At 73.0% G+C, this 17367-nt stretch carries 13 protein-coding genes and 1 pseudogene; 12 read left to right on the top strand and 2 right to left on the bottom strand.

The features are described 5' to 3' along the window. Window positions 1–46 precede the first annotated feature (46 nt). The 8 genes and pseudogenes from ACSMXR_RS00860 to ACSMXR_RS00825 all read left to right on the top strand — a co-directional run. A pseudogene (locus tag ACSMXR_RS00860) lies at window positions 47–178 on the top strand (hypothetical protein); the annotation flags it as partial. A 277-nt stretch (window positions 179–455) separates the two neighbouring features. Then, the gene (locus ACSMXR_RS00855; protein ID WP_473170956.1) at window positions 456–911 is read left to right on the top strand and encodes an Hsp20/alpha crystallin family protein; all 456 of its coding nucleotides are present in this window, start codon (window positions 456–458) and stop codon (window positions 909–911) included. A gap of 41 nt (window positions 912–952) precedes the next feature. Further along, a complete protein-coding gene (locus tag ACSMXR_RS00850; protein ID WP_137231152.1) occupies window positions 953–1543 on the top strand; it encodes an Rv1733c family protein in 591 nt (196 codons plus the stop codon). Window positions 1544–1696: 153 nt separating this feature from the next. Continuing rightward, window positions 1697–1975, top strand: a complete 279-nt coding sequence (locus ACSMXR_RS00845) for a hypothetical protein (protein WP_473170955.1) — start codon at window positions 1697–1699, stop codon at window positions 1973–1975. Between the two features lie 9 nt (window positions 1976–1984). Further along, window positions 1985–4594, top strand: coding sequence for a cation-translocating P-type ATPase (locus ACSMXR_RS00840; protein WP_473170954.1), 2610 nt, complete (start codon window positions 1985–1987; stop codon window positions 4592–4594). 142 nt (window positions 4595–4736) lie between these two features. Next, window positions 4737–5615 carry a universal stress protein gene (locus ACSMXR_RS00835; protein WP_473170953.1) on the top strand — a complete coding sequence of 293 codons (879 nt, stop codon included), beginning with the start codon at window positions 4737–4739 and terminating at the stop codon, window positions 5613–5615. 68 nt (window positions 5616–5683) lie between these two features. Beyond that, a complete protein-coding gene (locus tag ACSMXR_RS00830; protein WP_473170952.1) occupies window positions 5684–5854 on the top strand; it encodes a hypothetical protein in 171 nt (56 codons plus the stop codon). A 151-nt stretch (window positions 5855–6005) separates the two neighbouring features. Then, the gene (locus tag ACSMXR_RS00825; protein ID WP_473170951.1) at window positions 6006–8699 is read left to right on the top strand and encodes a cation-translocating P-type ATPase; all 2694 of its coding nucleotides are present in this window, start codon (window positions 6006–6008) and stop codon (window positions 8697–8699) included. 46 nt (window positions 8700–8745) lie between these two features. Here ACSMXR_RS00825 and ACSMXR_RS00820 read toward each other — a convergent pair whose 3' ends face one another. Next, a complete protein-coding gene (locus tag ACSMXR_RS00820) occupies window positions 8746–10347 on the bottom strand; it encodes a PLL family lectin (RefSeq protein WP_376184396.1) in 1602 nt (533 codons plus the stop codon). Window positions 10348–10769: 422 nt separating this feature from the next. Between ACSMXR_RS00820 and ACSMXR_RS00815 the strand changes: the two genes are divergently transcribed. From ACSMXR_RS00815 to ACSMXR_RS00800, 4 genes are read left to right on the top strand one after another with little or no spacing between them, the layout of a single operon-like run. After that, window positions 10770–11756, top strand: coding sequence for an alpha/beta hydrolase (locus ACSMXR_RS00815; protein ID WP_137231162.1), 987 nt, complete (start codon window positions 10770–10772; stop codon window positions 11754–11756). Between the two features lie 16 nt (window positions 11757–11772). Next, window positions 11773–13281 (top strand): DUF8189 domain-containing protein, encoded by a 1509-nt coding sequence (locus tag ACSMXR_RS00810; RefSeq protein WP_473170950.1) that lies wholly within the window; start codon window positions 11773–11775, stop codon window positions 13279–13281. A gap of 26 nt (window positions 13282–13307) precedes the next feature. Then, entirely contained in the window at window positions 13308–15317 is a 2010-nt protein-coding gene (locus tag ACSMXR_RS00805; RefSeq protein WP_473170949.1) for a DUF8189 domain-containing protein, read from the top strand. A 38-nt stretch (window positions 15318–15355) separates the two neighbouring features. Continuing rightward, window positions 15356–16315 (top strand): hypothetical protein, encoded by a 960-nt coding sequence (locus tag ACSMXR_RS00800; RefSeq protein ID WP_473170948.1) that lies wholly within the window; start codon window positions 15356–15358, stop codon window positions 16313–16315. 29 nt (window positions 16316–16344) lie between these two features. Here ACSMXR_RS00800 and ACSMXR_RS00795 read toward each other — a convergent pair whose 3' ends face one another. Next, window positions 16345–17280, bottom strand: a complete 936-nt coding sequence (locus ACSMXR_RS00795; protein WP_473170947.1) for an alpha/beta hydrolase — start codon at window positions 17278–17280, stop codon at window positions 16345–16347. Between the last annotated feature and the right edge of the window lie 87 nt (window positions 17281–17367).

The following is a 17367-nucleotide window of genomic DNA, read 5'->3' as shown; positions in this document are numbered from 1 at the left end:
AGCTTCGCCGGACCGCAGGAGACGTACCTGAACGTCCGAGGACGGCATGCCGGTGAGCGCCGCCCGGGGGCTGGGGGCTGGGGGCTCGGGGCTGGGGGAGACCGTCGTCGGCGGCCGGGTGGACCCCGACGAGTACACGGTCTTCGAACCGAGCATGAAGGACCCGGCCCTCGGCCCCGTGATCGATGTGCGGACCGGAACCAAGCGGGTGAAGACCGTCTACGCCGAGGGCCACGGCCCGGCGGTCCGCGCAACCCACGGCCGTGAGGCGACCAGGGCCGCCTCCGGGGCCGGTCGGCTCCGGAACGGGACCGTTCGGCCCTCCTCGACAACCCCGTTCGACACTCCGCCGCGCGGCGTACGGGCGGAAGGCTGGAACCGCGGAGACCGGTCTCCGCCATCGGACACCGCTCGCCGGGACCGGAACCCCGGCACCGTCGAAGAGGAGCAGAACGATGACCGGAGCCAAGCCGGAACGCAGGCGCAGCTTCTTCCCCGACCTCGACACATGGTTCGGCAGGGAGTTTCCCGGGCTTCCCGGATGGCGCCCCGGGTCGGCCGCCCACTCCATCCCGGTCGAGGTCTCCGCCGGTGACGACGGCGTCTGCACGCTGCGGGCCGAACTCCCCGGCGTGGACCCGGACGACATCACCGTCACGGCCGACGACAACCTCGTCACCGTCAGCGCCGAGCACCGGGAGAGCGCCGAGGACAAGGACCACTCGGAGTTCCGCTACGGCGTGTTCCGCAGGACCGTACGCCTCCCGGGCACCGTTCCCACGGACGGCGTCGACGCCTCCTACGCGGACGGCATCCTGACCGTCCGGATCCCGATGCCCGCCCAGGACACCCGTACGGCACGGACCATCGCCGTCAAGCGGGCCGCCGGCGACGAGGAGAACCGTTCATGACCCGTCCCGTCTGAGAGGGGACGAGCACCCGGAGGCGTGTCATGACCGACCGCGGAACACCCCGTGCCGCGCCAGGACCGTCGCGCGGCGGCCCGGGCCGCCGCGCGAGCGTGATCGTCGTACTGGTCCTCGCGCTGCTCTGCGGCGCGATCACCGCCGGGTATCTGTGGAGCTTCGGCGCCCAGGCCGAGCGCGACCGCGCCGCCCGGCTGCACCTGGTGACGGCGACCACGACGGGACCGGCCCAGGAACAGCTCCCGGCGCGGAGCGGTCCGGCGAACCGGTCCGTCGCGCCCGCGGAGTGGGAGTACCCGGACGGTGTGCGCCGCTCCGGCACCGTCGAGGTCCCGGCCCGGACGCCCCAGGGGCGGACGGTGCCGGTCTCGGTGGACGACTCGGGAGCACCCGTCAGGCGGGCCGGCGGCACATCCGACCTGCTGCTGACGTCGGTCGCCGGCGGAGTCGCGACAGCCGCCGCGGTCGCCGCGACCGGAGCCGCCGGCCTCGTACTCCTGCGGCGAAGGGCGGACGGCAGCACCCCGGCCGCCCTGGAGCGCGAATGGGAGCAGGTCGAGCCCGTCTGGTCCGGCCGGCTCGGCAAGGGGAACGACCCCGGGCCGGACGATGAGTGACGACGGCCCCGGTCGTACGGATGCCGGCCGCGCCGTCCGCCGCCCCGGACACCCTGGCCCGGCACGGGCCGGACCACGCTCGTCCCGCTGCGGCACGCACACCGCCCGGCCGAACGCATCGGACCGGTACGGACCCGGACACGGGAGCACAGCATGACCACCACCACGGGCCGGCGCGAGCCTGTCGTCGGCATCGGCCCCGACCGCGAAGCACACCTCGGCCTGGCCCGGGCGGCCGACGAGACCCACCGCCGAGGGCCGGCGCTCCGTCTCGTCGCCGTCCCCCCGCAGCACGCCGACGACACGCCACGGCACCGGGCCCTGACGCGGCGAGCCCAGGACGCCCTGCGTGCGGCGGCCGACCGGGCCCGCTGCCCCGTCGTCGTGGCCGGTGACGCCGAGCACGCCCTGACCGTCGTCCCCGTGGGGTGAGCACGCGCCATGACGACGCCGGCCGACGCCCAGGCCGCCCCGGTCTCCCCGGCGGCAGGCCTCACCGCTGCGGACGCGGCCCGACGGCTCGCAACCGACGGGCCCAACGAGGTGGCCGCCCGCCGGCCCGTACGGCTGTACAGCCGGATCCTCGCCCAGCTCCGCGACCCGCTGATCATGGTGTTGCTCGGCGCCGTCGCACTGACCCTGGCGATCGGCGACCATCCCGACACCATCGTCATCGCTCTGGTCGTCGTCGTGAACACCACCGTCGGCGTCGTCCAGGAGGTCCGCGCCGACCATGCCGTCGCCGCCCTCTCGGCCCTCAGCGCTCCCCGCGCGCGGGTGCGGCGGGACGGCGCCGTACGCGACCTCGCGGCCGCGGAGGTCGTCGTCGGCGACGTCCTGGTCCTCGGCGAAGGAGACATCGTCGCCGCCGACGCCCGGCTCTCCGAGGCATCCGCCCTCCTCCTGGACGAATCCATGCTCACCGGGGAATCCGTACCGGTGGACAAGGACGCCCCCGACACCCTGAGCGCGGGGACGGTCGTCGTACGCGGCCGGGCCGTGGCCACGGTCACCGCGACCGGCCCGCGGAGCGCCCTCGGCCGGATCGCCGCCCTCCTCGACGACCGGCGCGAGGCGACCCCGCTGCAGCGCCGTCTCGCGGCTCTGGGCCGGGTCCTCGCCGCGGTGACGCTCGCCCTGTGCGCACTGGTCTTCGCCCTCGGCCTCGTCCGCGGTCTTCCGCTCGGGACGATGGCGGTGACCGCGATCAGCCTGGCGGTGGCGGCCGTCCCGGAGTCCCTTCCCGCCGTGGTCACCCTCGCCCTCGCCCTCGGGGCGCGGCGCATGGTCGCCCGGCACGCGCTGGTGCGCAGGCTGCCCGCGGTGGAGACGCTCGGCTCGGTGTCCGTCCTCGCCACCGACAAGACGGGCACCCTCACGGAGGGGCGCATGGTCGTCCAGGAGGTCTGGACGCCCGCGGTGAGCGTCGAGCTGACGGGCGTCGGCTACGAGCCGGTGGGGGAGGTCCTGGTCGCCGGGAGACCCGCCGACCCGGAGGAACTCGCCCCGATACGGGAGCTGCTGACGGTGACCGCCCTCTGTAACGACGCCGCCCTGCGCCCGCCGGACGACACGGATGGAGACGGCCGCTGGACGGCGGTCGGCGACCCCATGGAAGCAGCCCTCCTCGCCGCGGCGGCCAAGGCGGGATGCCCCTCTCAGGAGGAACGGAGCGCCCACGACCCCCGGATCGCCGAAGCGCCCTTCGACAGTCTCCGCAAGCGGATGACCACACTGCACGGGGCCGCCGGAGGACGGGTCCTCGTCTGTCTGAAGGGAGCACCCGAGGCGGTCCTCACCCCGGCCGTGCTGCGGGCGGGTGCGGACACCCTCACGCAGGCCAGGGACGTGGCCGGGCGCCTCGCCGGACGGGGCCACCGGGTGCTCGCGGTGGCTTCCGGCGTACGCCACGACACCCCGGACCCGGTGGCGGCGGCCGAGTCGGGACTGAGGTTCCTCGGCCTGGTGGCGCTGAGCGACCCGCCGAAGCCCCATGCGGCCCGGACGCTCGCTGCCTGCCGCACGGCGGGCATCACCCCCGTCCTCATCACGGGCGACCATCCGGCGACGGCACGGGCGGTCGCCGGCGCCGTCGGCCTCGCCGGTGCGGCCGACGACCCGGAGCCCCGCGTCGTCACGGGCGCGGACGTCGCCGCGGGCCGGATCGACGACCTCACGTCCGTACGCGTCTTCGCCCGCACCGATCCTCAGCAGAAGCTCGACATCGTGGCCGCGTGGCGATCGAAGGGCGCGGTCACGGCCATGACCGGCGACGGTGTGAACGACGGGCCCGCTCTGCACCGGTCGGACATCGGCGTCGCCATGGGCGCCCGCGGCACCGAGGTCGCACGCCAGGCCGCGGATCTCGTGCTGACGGACGACGAGCTGTCGACCGTCGTGGCAGCCGTGGAGGAGGGCCGGCGCGTCTACGACAACATCCGCCGCTTCCTCGTCTACGGGATGGCCGGCGGGGCCGCGGAGATCCTCGTGATGCTCATCGGCCCGCTGCTCGGCCTGCCCCTGCCGCTGCGAGCGGGGCAGATCCTCTGGATCAACCTCCTCACCCACGGCCTCACCGGGGTCGCCATGGGCGCCGAGCCCGCGTCGCCCGGGACGATGCGACGTCCGCCACGCCCTCCGGACCAGCACATCCTCGGCGGTGGCGCCTGGCAGCGGCTGCTGGTCCTGGCCGCCGTCGTCACCGGCGGGGCTCTCGGCGCGGGGCTGGCCGCGCGGGCGCTCGGCCTGAGCTGGCAGAGCGTGCTCTTCCTCGCCCTGCTCGCCGCCCAGCTCGGTGTCGTCCTCGGACTGCGCTCCCGGCTGCTGACCCGGAAGAACCCGTTCCTTCCCCTCTCGGTCCTCGCCTCCGCCCTGCTGGCCCTGGCGGCGCTCTACGTGCCCTTCCTCCGTACGGCCCTCGACACCGAACCGCTCGGCGGCACGGGACTCGCCCTGGCGGCGGCCTGTGCGCCCGCCGGATTCCTCGCGGCACGGGCCGTCCGCACGGCCTTCCGAAGCACGGGTTCGCCAGGAGCGGCGGGGCTGCCGTGAGTGCGGGCACGCCGCACGCCGTGCCGGACCGTCCGTGGGCCGGACGGAACGCGGTGGGGACCGACCGGCCCTGGCCCGGTAGGGTGCCCGGTGCCAGCCTGGATGCAGTCAATCCTTCGAAGAGGGAAGGGTGGTGTGCCCGATGCAAGCGCCGCTGGTGGTAGGGGTCGACGGTTCCGAGTCGAGTCTCCAGGCGGTGGATTGGGCCGCCGACGAGGCCGCGCGTCACGCGATCCCGCTGAGGCTGGTGTACGCCTCGCTCTGGGAACGGTACGAGGGAGCGGTTCCCTCCGGCGGCCTGGATCGGCCGGCCGCGCGGATTCTCGCCGAGAACATCGTCGGAGCCGCTGCCCAGCGCGCTCTGGTGGTCGCGCCCGGCCTGACCGTCTCCACCGACGTGCTCGCCGAGGACGCCGCCGGCGCCCTGCTCGGAGAAGGGGCCTCCGCCGCGGCGGTCGTCGTGGGATCACGGGGCCGCGGGCAGCTGGCTTCTCTGCTGCTGGGCTCGGTGAGCCTGGTCGTGGCGGCCCGCAGCGCGTGCCCCGTGGTCGTGGTGCGTGGGGACGACATAGCGCTCGCCTCCCGTCATGAACGCGTCCTCCTGGGAGTCGGCGGCAAGGACGTCGAGGCTCCCGCGGTGCGTTTCGCCTTCCGTGAGGCAGCCGCACGCGGCTGCGCCCTCAGCGCTCTCAGCGCCTGGCGGGACCCCCTGCCCAGACCCGCCGAGCACCCGCTCATCACGGGCGATCCGGCACATTCGGCGGAGGCGCGCGCCATCCGCGTTCTCGACCGGGCACTCGAAGGACCGGCCCGGGAGTACCCGGATGTCCCGGTGAGCCGGGCCACTCCGGAGGGGGCGGCCTCCACGGTCCTGGTCGAGCGGTCGGCCGCGGCCGACCTGCTGGTCGTCGGAGCACGCCGTGGGGGAAGCCCCGTCGGCCTGCAACTGGGCAGGGTGGCCCACCGGGCGCTGCACCACGCCGCGTGCCCCGTCGTCGTCGTGCCCTGTCGTGACACATGAGGCCGGACGCGGCCGGCCGATGGCGCCCGCCCAGGAGATCGGGATGCACACGGAAGCGGGTGAAGGACATGGGCGGCGCACGGGAGCACATCACCTTCGGCGGAGCGCTCACGGAGCGGACGCCGGGCCTGATCGCCCACAGCATGGTCCGGCACGGGAAGGGCGGTGACTTCCGCAACCCGGAACGTATCCGCCGGTGGGCCCACCACATCGGAGCCCAACTCGCCCCGCCCTCCTGACCGATCGCGAGGGTCCGGGCTGTTCCGCCACAGGAGGAAGGCATGGTGAGGGACCACGATCCCGGGCGACGCGCTGATGAACGCCGCCGCCCGGCCCGCCACCCCACCACCCCGCTGATCCGGCCGATGACATCGCGACACGGGACCGACGATGGCTGAGGGAGCACCGACCGAGGACCCGGCCTTCCCCGCGCCGGGCGAGGCATTCGATCCGAGCGAGCCCGTCTCCCGGCTGCGTCGTGAACTCGCCACCGGCCCCGAAGGGCTCTCCGCACGCGAGGCCGCCCGCCGCCTCGCCGTCCATGGCCCCAACGAGGTGCGGTCGAAGGCGCGTTCCTCCATCGCCCGCGAGCTGTCCACACAGCTCGCCCACCCCCTGGCCCTCCTCCTGTGGGCCGCCGCGGCCCTCGCCTTCGTGGCCGGACTGGCCGTGCTCGGCTGGGCGATCCTCGCGGTGATCGCCGTCAACGCCGCCTTCGCGCTGCTCCAGGAACGCCAGGCCGAGCGGGCGGTCGAGACCCTCGCCCGCTACCTGCCCGAGCACGCCCTCGTGGTCCGGGACGGCAGGACGGGACAGGTCGGGGCCCGGGACCTCGTTCCGGGCGATGTGGTCCTCCTGGAGGAAGGAGACAGGGTTCCGGCCGACGCACGGCTGACCGAGGGAGGGGTCGAGGTCGACCTCTCCATGCTGACCGGGGAGTCCGCGCCCGCGGAGAGGACGGATGCCGCAGGCCGGGCAGGCGCCCCGCTCATCGAGGAACCCAACCTCGTGTTCAGCGGGACGACCTGTCTCGGAGGGCAGGCCCGGGCCACGGTCTACGCCACCGGGAACCACACGGAGCTCGGACGCATCGCGGCGCTCAGCCGGCGCTCCGGACGAGAGCCGAGCCCGCTGGAACAGCAGGTCAAGAAAGTCGCCTGGCTCATCGCGGCCGTGGCCGTCGCGATGGGAATGATCTTCCTCCTCGTCGGGGTGGCCGTCGGCCTGCCGCTCACCGACTCCCTGACGTTCGCGATAGGTCTCCTCGTCGCCAACGTCCCCGAGGGCCTGCTTCCGACGATCACCCTGGCCCTTGCGGTGGGCGTACGGTCGCTCGCGCGCCGAGGAGCGGTGGTGAAACGGCTGAGCGCCGTCGAGACCCTGGGCTCCACCGACGTCATCTGCACCGACAAGACCGGCACGCTCACCCTCAACCGGATGCGCCTGCAGACGGTGTGGACTCCCGGTCACGGCACCTCACCGGGCCCCTGGGCCGCCGAGGCCGCGCACACCGCCTCGCTGTGCACCACCGTCAGCCGTACGGACGAAGGGGCCCTGCGGGGCGACCCCACCGAGACCGCCCTCGTCGAAGGGGCGGCCGAGCGGGGTGCGCCCCTGGACCTGGACGAGCGTGACGCGGGACGGCGCGCCCTGTTCCGGTTCGACCCCCGGCTGCGGTTGATGTCGGTCGTCCAGAGCGGGCGGGGAACCGGCCCCCTCCGCGTCGTGGTGAAAGGCGCCCCCGAGGCCGTGCTGCCACACGTCGGAGCCGACGCGGACATCGAGGCGGCACGTGAGGCCGCGGAGAGCATGGCGGGGCAGGGCATGCGCGTCCTGGCGGTCGCGGGACGGGAGTGGCCCGAAGGCACGCAAGTCCCGTCGCAGCGACAGGACGCCGAGTCCGGGCTGACGCTGCTGGGGCTGGTCGGGCTCTACGATCCCCCGCGCACGGAGGTGGCCGAGGCCGTGCGCCGCTGCCACGACGCCGGTATCCGGGTGCTCATCGTGACCGGCGACAACGGTGCCACAGCGGCCGCCGTGGCCCGTGAGGTCGGCATAGGCGTTCCCCGACTGCACGTCGTGCCCGCATCGGAATCGATCACGGACGAGGAACTCGACCGGCTTCTCATGGAGGACGACGTCGAAGTGGTGTTCGCACGGTCCTCGCCCGAGACGAAACTGAAGGTGGCCGACGCCCTGCGTGCCCACGGCCGGATCGTGGCGATGACCGGCGACGGCGTGAACGACGCCCCGGCGTTGCACCGGGCCCACATCGGCGTGGCCATGGGCAGGTCGGGCACCGACGTGGCACGCGAGGCCGCCACCATGGTCCTGACCGACGACGACTTCGCCACCATCGTCGCCGCGGTCGAATCCGGCCGACGCGTCTACGACAACGTACGGAAGTTCATCGTCTACATCTTCGCGCACACCACCCCGGAGGTCGTGCCGTTCCTCGTGTTCGCGCTGTCGGCCGGAACCGTCCCGCTCCCGCTCACCGTGCTGCAGATCCTCGCCATCGACCTGGGCACCGAAACCGTGCCCGCCCTGGCGCTGGGCCGCGAGCGGTCCGAGCCCGGCACCATGAAACGACCGCCCCGGCCGCACCGCCAGGGAGTCATCTCCCGCGACATGCTGATACGCAGCTGGGGCTGGCTCGGTCTGGTGTCGGCCGTGGTGGTGATGGGCGCGTTCTTCTACGTGCTGTGGCGCTCGGGCTGGACTCCCGGAGCGCCGACCGGCGAGGGGACGGCCCTCCACCACGCCTACACCATGGCCACGACAGCCACCTTCGCCGGCATTGTCTCCTGCCAGGTCGGTACCGCCGTCGCGGCCCGCACCGACCACGCCGCCCTCCGCGAGATCGGCCTGTTCACCAATCCCCTGCTGCTCGCGGGGATCGCCTTCGAACTGGCCTTCACCGCTGCTCTTGTCTACCTTCCGCCGCTCCAGGAACTGTTCGGCACGGCCGCGCTGCCCTGGGACGTCGTGGTGCTCGTGGCCACGTTCCCCTTCATCGTCTGGGGAACGGACGAGCTGCGACGCGCACGCAGGCGACGGCGTCCGGGCCGGGCCGCCCGATGATCCGGGTGCGGCACCGGCACCGTCCGCAGCGGCGGTCCCGCCACCGTCAGCTGATCGCCGGTCCGGAGCCGTTGAGCCACACCCACGGTGCCCAGTCGGAGAAGCCGGTCTGCCAGGTGTGGTAGACGCCCGCATGGCTGGTCCCGAACACCTCCAGGCGGCCGTCGGCGTTGGTGGCGGCGGTGATGTCCGTACCGCCGGTGCCGATGGTGGCCCAGTCGCTGAAGGGCGCGTTGATCCCGGTCTGCCAGGCGTGGACGGCGATCTCCCCGCTGATCGCGAAGACCTCCACCCGGCCGTCGGCGGTCCGCTCGCTGGTGAGCTTCGCGTCGGCCGGTCCGCCGGTGCGCACCCAGCCCGACCAGGAGGTCGGGTTCTCCTGGTACCGGTGGAAGATGCCCTCCGGTCCGGAGGCGAACACCTCCAGGCGACCGTCGGCATTGTGGTCCACCGTCAGATCGTGGCCGCCCTCGCCGAAGCGTTCCCAGGCGGACCAGCCGCCGCTGGGGGCCAGCTGGTACTGGTGCTCGAAGACCGTGCCGTTGAGCGCGAACACCTCCAGGCGACCGTCGGGGGACTTCTCCATCTCCAGCCGGGCGTCGACGGGACCGCCACCGGTGAACTCCCAGCCCGACCAGCCGGCGTTCGGCCCGGTCTGGTACCGGTGGTACACGCCCTTCGGGCCGGAGGCGAAGACCTCGATACGGCCGTCGGCGTTCGTTCCGGCGGCGATGTACCGGCCGGCGGTGCCGAACTCCTCCCAGCCGGACCACTCCTTGGACGGGCCGGTCTGGTAGATGTGCTGGGCCGTCTCGCCGTTGATCGCCAGCAGCTCCAGCCGCCCGTCCGCGTTGGGCGCGATCGCCATCTGCGCGTCGCGCGGTCCGCCGAGCGGCCGCCAGGCCGACCAACTGCCGTTCACCTCGGTCTGCCAGGCGTGGTGGACCCCGTCGGCGCCGGCCGCGAAGGTCTCCAGCCGGCCGTCGGCCGACCGCGCCGACACCACCCGGCCCGTCTCGGACGGGCTGACGACGCGGTGGGCGGGGGCCTCGACGACCTTCCTGTAGCGGAACGGCTTGGCGACGAACCGGCCTCCGCTCGTGGTGTAGTTGATCGGCCGCTCGTAGCGGACGGACCCGTTCCCGCCCATCTCCTCCATGGTGAAGAAGCGCGTGTGCTGATGGTTGGCCCAGCCGGCGAACAGCACGACGTGCCCCGCGTCGCCACCGGTTCCCGGCCCGAGCGTGCCGACGGCGTCCCCGGGCTTCAGATCCTCCCAGCCGATCGGGTCCATGAACTCGGGCAGGGTGACCGTACTGGGGGACGAGGCCAGGTGCAGGGCCATGGAGACGAAGCCCGAGCAGTCGGTGCGGTAGTGCCTGCCCTGCAGGTCCGGGTGGGAGTCGTTCTGGTTGTAGTAGACGTTCAGATCCACCCAGTGCTGGGCCCGGAGGAGGATCTCGTCGCGGCTGATCGGGCCGCCCACGTCCGACCGAACGCGCTGGGCGGAGCGGAGGCCGTTGCCGTGTCCGGCGGCACCGGCCGCGGATCCGGTCGCGAGGACGGTCGCGCCGGCGAGGGACAGCGCGGCCGAGAATCCACCGGCGGCTCTGAGCAGCGCTCTGCGGGAGGGATGGTGTGCGCTCACAACGGGCTCCTGGTCGGTAGCGATACGAGGCACGTACGAGAGGGGGGACCGCCGTGATCGCGCCGGGTCGCGCAGGGGGCGCGCCGGGTCACGGTGTGGTCGCGCTGAAGGTAGCCGAGCGGGGTGCGGTCCTGGGATCCGGAGAATTGCGGATGGACGACCGCGGCCGGTCCGGCTAAGGCCGGCGGAGCGAAGCCTGTCGGACCGTCAAGTGCCGTGTCCCCGTGTCTCCTTGTCCACTCGGCCCCTTGTCGCTGTGGTTCGCCTACCCGTCAGGACCGTCGGCCTAGAGGACGTGAGCCGCTTCTGTCAGTCCGTAAGGTTCCGGATACTCCTCCCGGGCGTGGCTCGCTAGCTTCCGAACGCCGGTGTCGCTGTGAAGGCAGCCGGGTCCTCAGCCAGCCCGCCCACAGGAGGTCACCTTGACCGCGCAGCACCCCACCCGCAGAAGCATCCTCAAGTCCGCCGGCGGGCTCACCGCCGCGGCGGCCCTGGGAGCCGGCGGCGTTCTCGCGTCGGCGTCTCCGGCCGCGGCGGTCGGCGACGGCTTCGGCCTGCGCATCACGGAGCGCGGCGAGCAGGATCACCGGATGTGGTACTACCGGTTCCAGACCTCCGCCATCGGCGGCTGGACCCCGGCCGTCAACGTACTGCTGCCCGACGGCTACCACACCAGCGGGCGCCGCTACCCCGTCCTCTATCTGTTCCACGGCGGCCTGGAGGACTTCATCACCTTCGACGCGCATCACGACATCCGGGGTCTGACCGCCTGGAAGGACCTCATCGTCGTGATGCCCGACGGCGGGCGCGCCGGCTGGTACTCCAACCCGGTGAACACCAACGTCGGCGCCCGGGACTGGGAGCACTTCCACATCGCGCAGCTCCTCCCGTGGATCGACGCCAACTTCCGTACGTACGCCGAGTACGACGGCCGGGCCGTCTCCGGCTTCTCGATGGGCGGCTTCGGCGCCCTGAAGTACGCGGCCAAGTACTACGGCCACTTCGCCTCGGTCAGCGCCCACTCCGGCCCGGCCAACCTGCGCGGGGGCAACGGCGACCTGGTGACCCACTGGGCCAACGCCTCCTCCGCCGCCGTGGAACTGGGCGGCGGCACCATCTACGGCGTGCCCTTCTGGGACCAGGCCCGGGTCAGCGCGGACAACCCGTGCGAGCGCGTCGAGAGCTACCGGAACAAGCGGGTCTTCCTGGTCGCCGGCACCAGCCCCCAGGACATCCAGGGATACGCCAACGAGACCGTGGTGCTCGCCACCCAGCGGGAGTTCAGGTGGCACCTCGACCGCGCGGGCATCCCCCACGAGCCGCATGAGGTGGACGGCGGCCACTGGGTCCGCCGGGATCTGCTGGAGCGCGACATCAACGGTGTCATCGCCCGCCTGCGCAAGGCATGACGGGGGGCCTCGCGTGATGTCCGTCGTTTTCCGAGGCGTTTCCGGGCGGGTGCTCGGGTTGCTTCTCGCGCTGACCGTGATCCTTCTGCCGGGGCTCGTCGCCGGCTCACCTGCCGGGGCGCAGACCGTTTCCGCCCCGGTCCCGGCCCGGGCCGTCGGCGTCGCCGCCGCCGCGAGCGACCTGTGTGCCGAGGTCGGTTACAACGCCGGCTTCCGGGGCGAGAGCCTGGTGACCGCCGTCGCCGTCGCCCTGGCGGAGTCCAGCTGCAATCCGCAGGCGTACAACCGCACGAACAACACGCCCCCGTCCACCGACCGCGGACTGTGGCAGATCAACGACTACTGGCATGCCGAAGTCAGCGACGCCTGTGCCTATGACGCGCAGTGCAATGCGAACGAGGCCTTCCGTATCTCCTCCAGGGGTACGAACTGGAGCCCCTGGTCCACCTACAACCAGGGCCACCACCAGCGGCACATGGGCACGGCACGGGCCGCCGTGGACCGTCTCAACCACCCCGGGCCCGGTCCCGCGCCGCTGGTCTATCCGGCGGAGTCGGGCCGAGTCGTGTCGGCGCGGTCCTCGGACGGGCGTCTCGAGGTGTTCGCCGCGGGGGCCGACGGCGTGCACCATGCCTGGCAGGAGAACATCAACGGCACCTGGTCGGAGTGGGAGTTCATCGCCGGTCCCGCGGGAGCGGAGCTGGCGATCGGGCCGAACGCCGACGGCCGGCTGGAGGTGTTCGCGATCAACGACCGAATCCTCCAGCACCGCTACCAGGACCGGCCCTCCGGCGGCTGGTCCGGCTGGGAGAACTTCGGCGAAGGCGGCCATGACCTCGCCGTGGGCTCCAACAACGACGGCCGTCTTGAGGTCTTCGCCTCCGGCCCCGAGGACGTGTTCCACCGGTTCCAGACGGCCCCCAACAGCGGCTGGTCGGGCTGGGAAGGGACCGGCGGCGGCCCGGGGAGGAGCCGTGTCGAACTGGCGAAGGCGCCGGACGGCCGGCTGGAGGTGTTCGCCCTCAACGGTGAGGTCTTCCAGCATCTCTACCAGACGTCCGTGAACGGCGGCTGGTCACCCTGGGAGGACTTCGGTACCGGTGGTCATGACCTGACCGTCGACCACAACCAGGACGGCCGGATCGAAGTGTTCGCCTCCGGGCCCGTCGGCGTCTTCCACCGGTACCAGACCGGTCCCACGAGCTGGTCCGGCTGGCAGGAGACCGGTGGTCTCGCCAACTCCCAGCTGACCAGTCAGCGCACCGTGGACGGGCGGGTCGAGGTGTTCGCGATCAACGCGAGCGATGCCCAGCACATGTGGCAGACCGGGGTGAACGCCCCGTACAGCCCGTGGGAGACCTTCGGCGACGGTGGCACGGAGATCACCGCGGCGGCCAACGCCGACGGACGGATCGAGGTCTTCGGGACCAATCCCACCGGGGTCTACCACCGCTGGCAGACCGGCTTCTCCACCTGGTCCCAGTGGGGCTGGCTCAAGGAGACCGCGGGACCCGCGGTCAACTGACGACGACGTACCTCCGGAGCGTTCTCGTGCATCCGTTCAGCAGGCGCCACCTGCTGCGCGCGGCCGGAGCGGGAGCCCTCGTGCTCCCGCTCACCGGCCGTGCTCCAGCCGTGGCCTCCGTCCCCGGGCCGGCGCCCCGGTGGGTCGGCGCCGGATCCTTCACCCACGTCCACGACCCCTCCCCACCGGGCCGGCGCCGCTACCTCAACGACCACACCCTGATCCGGGCGAACGGCCGGTGGCGCCTGTTCAGCATCGTCGGCGACAGCGCGGCGCCCGGCGAGGCCCCGGACAGCGCCGCGGAGATCTCCTTCGCCCACGCCTCCGCGCCCGCCCTCCACGGACCCTGGACCACCCACCCCGACGCACTGACCGTCGACCCGGGCCACCACGGCGAGGAGCACCTGTGGGCCCCGCACGTCATCGAGGCAGACGGGCGGTACTGGATGTTCTACGCCGCGGGCGGCAGCGCCGGCGCCGCGATCGGTCTCGCCACCTCCACCGACCTGTTCAGCTGGACCCGCCTGCCCTCCGGCCCCCTCTTCCGCGGGCACGTCGCGCGTGACCCCATGGTCGTGCGGATCGGCGACGAGTGGGTCATGTACTACACCGAGCTCTCCGCCTCCGACGACCGCCACCTGGTCTGCTACCGCCGCTCCGGAGATCTGCTGCACTGGAGCGAGCCCGGCATCGCGTACACCGACGCGAGCACCGGCGCCACCGGCGTCTCGGTCACTGAGTCGCCCTTCGTGGTCGAACGGGACGGCTGGTACTACCTGTTCATCGGGCCGAGGGGAGGGTACGAGGGCACCGACGTCCTGGCCTCCCGGGATCCCTTCCGCTTCGCGCTCGACGGATACGCCGGCCATGTGCCCGGTCACGCCGTGGAACCGGTCGCCGACGGGGACCAGTGGTACGCGAGCGCCGCGGGCTGGTTCCGCGACGGCCTGTACCTGGCACCGCTGCACTGGCGGGCCACGCCCCCTTCGTGGCGGAGCCCGGACAACCCGGTCGCCGCCGTGGACGTACAGGGCCGGCTGACCGTGTTCGCCCTCGACGCCGGAGACCGTTCGATGCTGCGGCGCGTCCAGCTCGACCCGGAGGCCGGCACCTGGTCGGAGTGGGAGGAGTTCGGCGGGCCGGCCGGCGCGGTCCCCACCCTCGGGCACAACTCCTCCGGCGGACTGGAGGTGTTCTCCCTCGCCCCCGGCGGCGCCAACCTGCACCACCGGGTGCAGCGACCGGACGGCGGTTGGTACGCGTGGGAGGAGTTCGGCGGGCCGGCCGGGGCCGCCCCCGCCGTGGCCCGCGCAGCCGACAGACGGCTGGAGGTCTTCGCGCCGAGCCCCGACGGCAGCGTCGTCTCCCGGCGGCGGCAACGGTCGCCCGGGTCGCTGACCTGGGACCCGTGGGAAGCCGGATTCGGCGGGCCGACGGGCGCGCCACCGGTCGTCGCGGTCAACGCGGACGGCCGGCTGGAGGTGTTCGCCCTCGTACGCGGAGGCGCGGAGATCCGGCACCGGTGGCAGCTGGCGCCGGGCGGCGACTGGTCCCCGTGGCACCGGTTCGGCACCGCGGCCGGAGCGGCTCCACGGGTGATGCGCGACGGCAGCGGCCGGCTCACCGTCGCCGCGATCGGGCCGTCCGGTCTGGGGTCCTTCCAGCGCCGCCAGTCGGCGCCGAGCGGAGGATGGGACGACTGGCTGCCTCTGTTCGGCTGGTCGGCCGCGGCCCCGCTGCTCGTGACCGGCGCCGACGGCCGGCTGGAGGCGTTCGTCCTGTCCCCGGGCGGTGACCGGATCGATCACCGCTGGCAGACCGCGCCCGGCGAGGGCTGGAGCCCCGGCGGCGCGTTCGGCGAACCGGACACCGTGCTCGCCGCGCCCCCCTCCGCCGCCGTGGACGCGACCGGACGGATCCATGTCTTCGCGGTCACCGCCGACGGCCGGGTGCGGACGCGGGTGCAGGACCGCCCGGGCGGCGGCTGGCAGCCCTGGACCTCCTTCGGCGACCGCGCCGTGGACCCCTGGGCCTGACGATCAACGAGGAGCGTGGCGGGCCTTATCCTCGGCGGATGAATTCCGTGCCACCGCCCAAGGTCATCACGCGCCACCACGACGGGCGGATCCATGCCTACGTGGTGGACTCCGGCGCCCACGGGACGCTGGAGCCCGCCGCGGTGTTCCGGCCACGGGCCGGTGACGAGGTCGTGGAGTCGGCGGTCCGGCACGATCTGGAGAGGGTCGTGTACACGACGCTGAACGGTGTCGTCTGCCTCACCCGGGCCGGTGACCCGGTGTGGGCCTCGGACTTCGAGCCCCGTTCGGACGTGAGGCACGGCCACCGGCCCGGCTGTGCCCTGTCCGCGGACGGCCGGACGGTATGGGTCTACCGGCCCGACGCGATGGCGGGACGCGCGGGCGAGGACCAGTGGGTGGTGCACGACGCCGACAGCGGAGTGGTTCTCGCCCGCCGGGAACTGGGGACGGTCGGGCACGGCGGCGGCCACCATGTGCACCCCGTGGACGGCAGCGTCTACCTCGACATCGGCGAGGGGCAGGACGGTGTCGTGGTTCTCCGGGGCACGGCCGAGGTGGTCGGGGGAGACGGGACGGCCGCGTTCACGACGTACCCGTGGCATGACCGCTGCCTGATCGGTCTGGCCCCGTCCGGACGGCAGTTCATGACCGTCGACCACGGACAGGCGGATGTGTCCTTCCACCGCCACCCCGACGGGGAGGTGCTCTGCACGCTCCCGGTCGAGTCCTTCGGATACGACCCGGAGGAGACCTTCCTGGAATGGAGCGGCGGCTACCTGACCGAGGACACGGCCGTCGTCACCCTGGGCGGTGAGAGCGAGGACGAGGAGGAGTGGTTCCGCCACCACCTGGTCGACGTCCGCACGGGCACGCCCGGCGGCGTGATCACCGTCGAGGCGACCGGACCGTACGAGATGGTGCCCCTGGGCGACGGTTCCTGGCTCACCGACGGCCCCGGCGGTCACCCCGTCCGCCGGTCCCGCGCCCGGTCCTGACCTGTCGGTCAGGGACTATCGGTCAGGGACTAGCGGGACGACCCGGCGGACGTACGCCCCGGATCGGCCAGCACCCGGGCGGCGAAGGCCTCGACGCCGTCCACGACCGCTTCGAAGCGCGGGGAGTGGAAGACATCGAACGAGTGCTGCGCGCCCGGCAGTTCGGCGTAGACCACGGTGTCGTCCGAGACCTGGCGCAGCCGGCCGACGAAGTACCGGGCGGCCTCCACGGTCGCTAGCGCGTCCTTGGTGCCATGGACGACGAGAACCGGCGGCGCACCGGAATGGAGGTAGCCCTGCGGCTGGTTCGGGGACGGCGCCTCGGCGGGCCGGTCGCCGAAGTAGTGCCCGTAGTAGCCGTAGAGGCAGATCCTCGCGAGCCGGTGCAGCAGGGGCCGTGCCTCGCGGCTCTTCGCTCCGCCGGTGAAGTGGCCGCCGTGGAAGTAGACCAGGACGGGCCCGCCCCGTGGTGTGTCGCGGTGGCGGTAGACGTCGAGGAGATTCCGCCGCCCGGCCGGCCCGTAACGGATGTTGGGGATCCGCTCCACGTCGTGACTCCACATGAGCGCCGGCAGCAGCAGGATGCGGGCCCAGGGGCGGTGCCGGCGCAGCGGTACGCGCACCTGCTCCCGCCAGTCGGCCCCCAGCCCGTGCCGGAGCGCCGACCCGATCACCCGGTCCGTCCGCACGCCCCGCCAGGCGGAGACCGCCAGACCGGCGGTGGCGACGGCGGCCACCGCGGCCGTCACCTTGGCGCCCGGCGACCGCAGATCGCCCTGGGCGGCGGCCAGCACCGTGGAGCCCACCAGGAGGAAGAGCCCCATGAACGGCACCTCGTTGATGCCCAGGCCGAACCAGAAGCTCATGCTCGCCAGCGGCCGGGGCCGGCGCGGCGCGACCACGGCGAAGAAGGTGCACCAGGTGAGGACCGCCGTCGACGCCACGTACCCCATCGGCATGCTCATGACCGTTCCCCCGTCACATCCGAGAAGGCTTCCGGCACTTCCCCGCCCCGGTGCGCCTCAGTTTTCCCGTGCATCCGCCGTGTATCA

The organism is Streptomyces sp. DSM 106670, assembly GCF_055792845.1.
The sequence above is the reverse complement of the archived record's forward strand: the minus strand, read 5'-3'. Positions and strand labels throughout refer to the sequence as shown.

Coding starts and splice junctions, on each gene's coding strand:
- ACSMXR_RS00855 (WP_473170956.1), top strand. CDS start 456: ATGACCGGAGCCAAGCCGGAACGCAGGCGCAGCTTCTTCCCCGACCTC.
- ACSMXR_RS00850 (WP_137231152.1), top strand. CDS start 953: ATGACCGACCGCGGAACACCCCGTGCCGCGCCAGGACCGTCGCGCGGC.
- ACSMXR_RS00845 (WP_473170955.1), top strand. CDS start 1,697: ATGACCACCACCACGGGCCGGCGCGAGCCTGTCGTCGGCATCGGCCCC.
- ACSMXR_RS00840 (WP_473170954.1), top strand. CDS start 1,985: ATGACGACGCCGGCCGACGCCCAGGCCGCCCCGGTCTCCCCGGCGGCA.
- ACSMXR_RS00835 (WP_473170953.1), top strand. CDS start 4,737: ATGCAAGCGCCGCTGGTGGTAGGGGTCGACGGTTCCGAGTCGAGTCTC.
- ACSMXR_RS00830 (WP_473170952.1), top strand. CDS start 5,684: ATGGGCGGCGCACGGGAGCACATCACCTTCGGCGGAGCGCTCACGGAG.
- ACSMXR_RS00825 (WP_473170951.1), top strand. CDS start 6,006: ATGGCTGAGGGAGCACCGACCGAGGACCCGGCCTTCCCCGCGCCGGGC.
- ACSMXR_RS00810 (WP_473170950.1), top strand. CDS start 11,773: ATGTCCGTCGTTTTCCGAGGCGTTTCCGGGCGGGTGCTCGGGTTGCTT.
- ACSMXR_RS00800 (WP_473170948.1), top strand. CDS start 15,356: ATGAATTCCGTGCCACCGCCCAAGGTCATCACGCGCCACCACGACGGG.
- ACSMXR_RS00795 (WP_473170947.1), bottom strand. CDS start 17,280: ATGAGCATGCCGATGGGGTACGTGGCGTCGACGGCGGTCCTCACCTGG.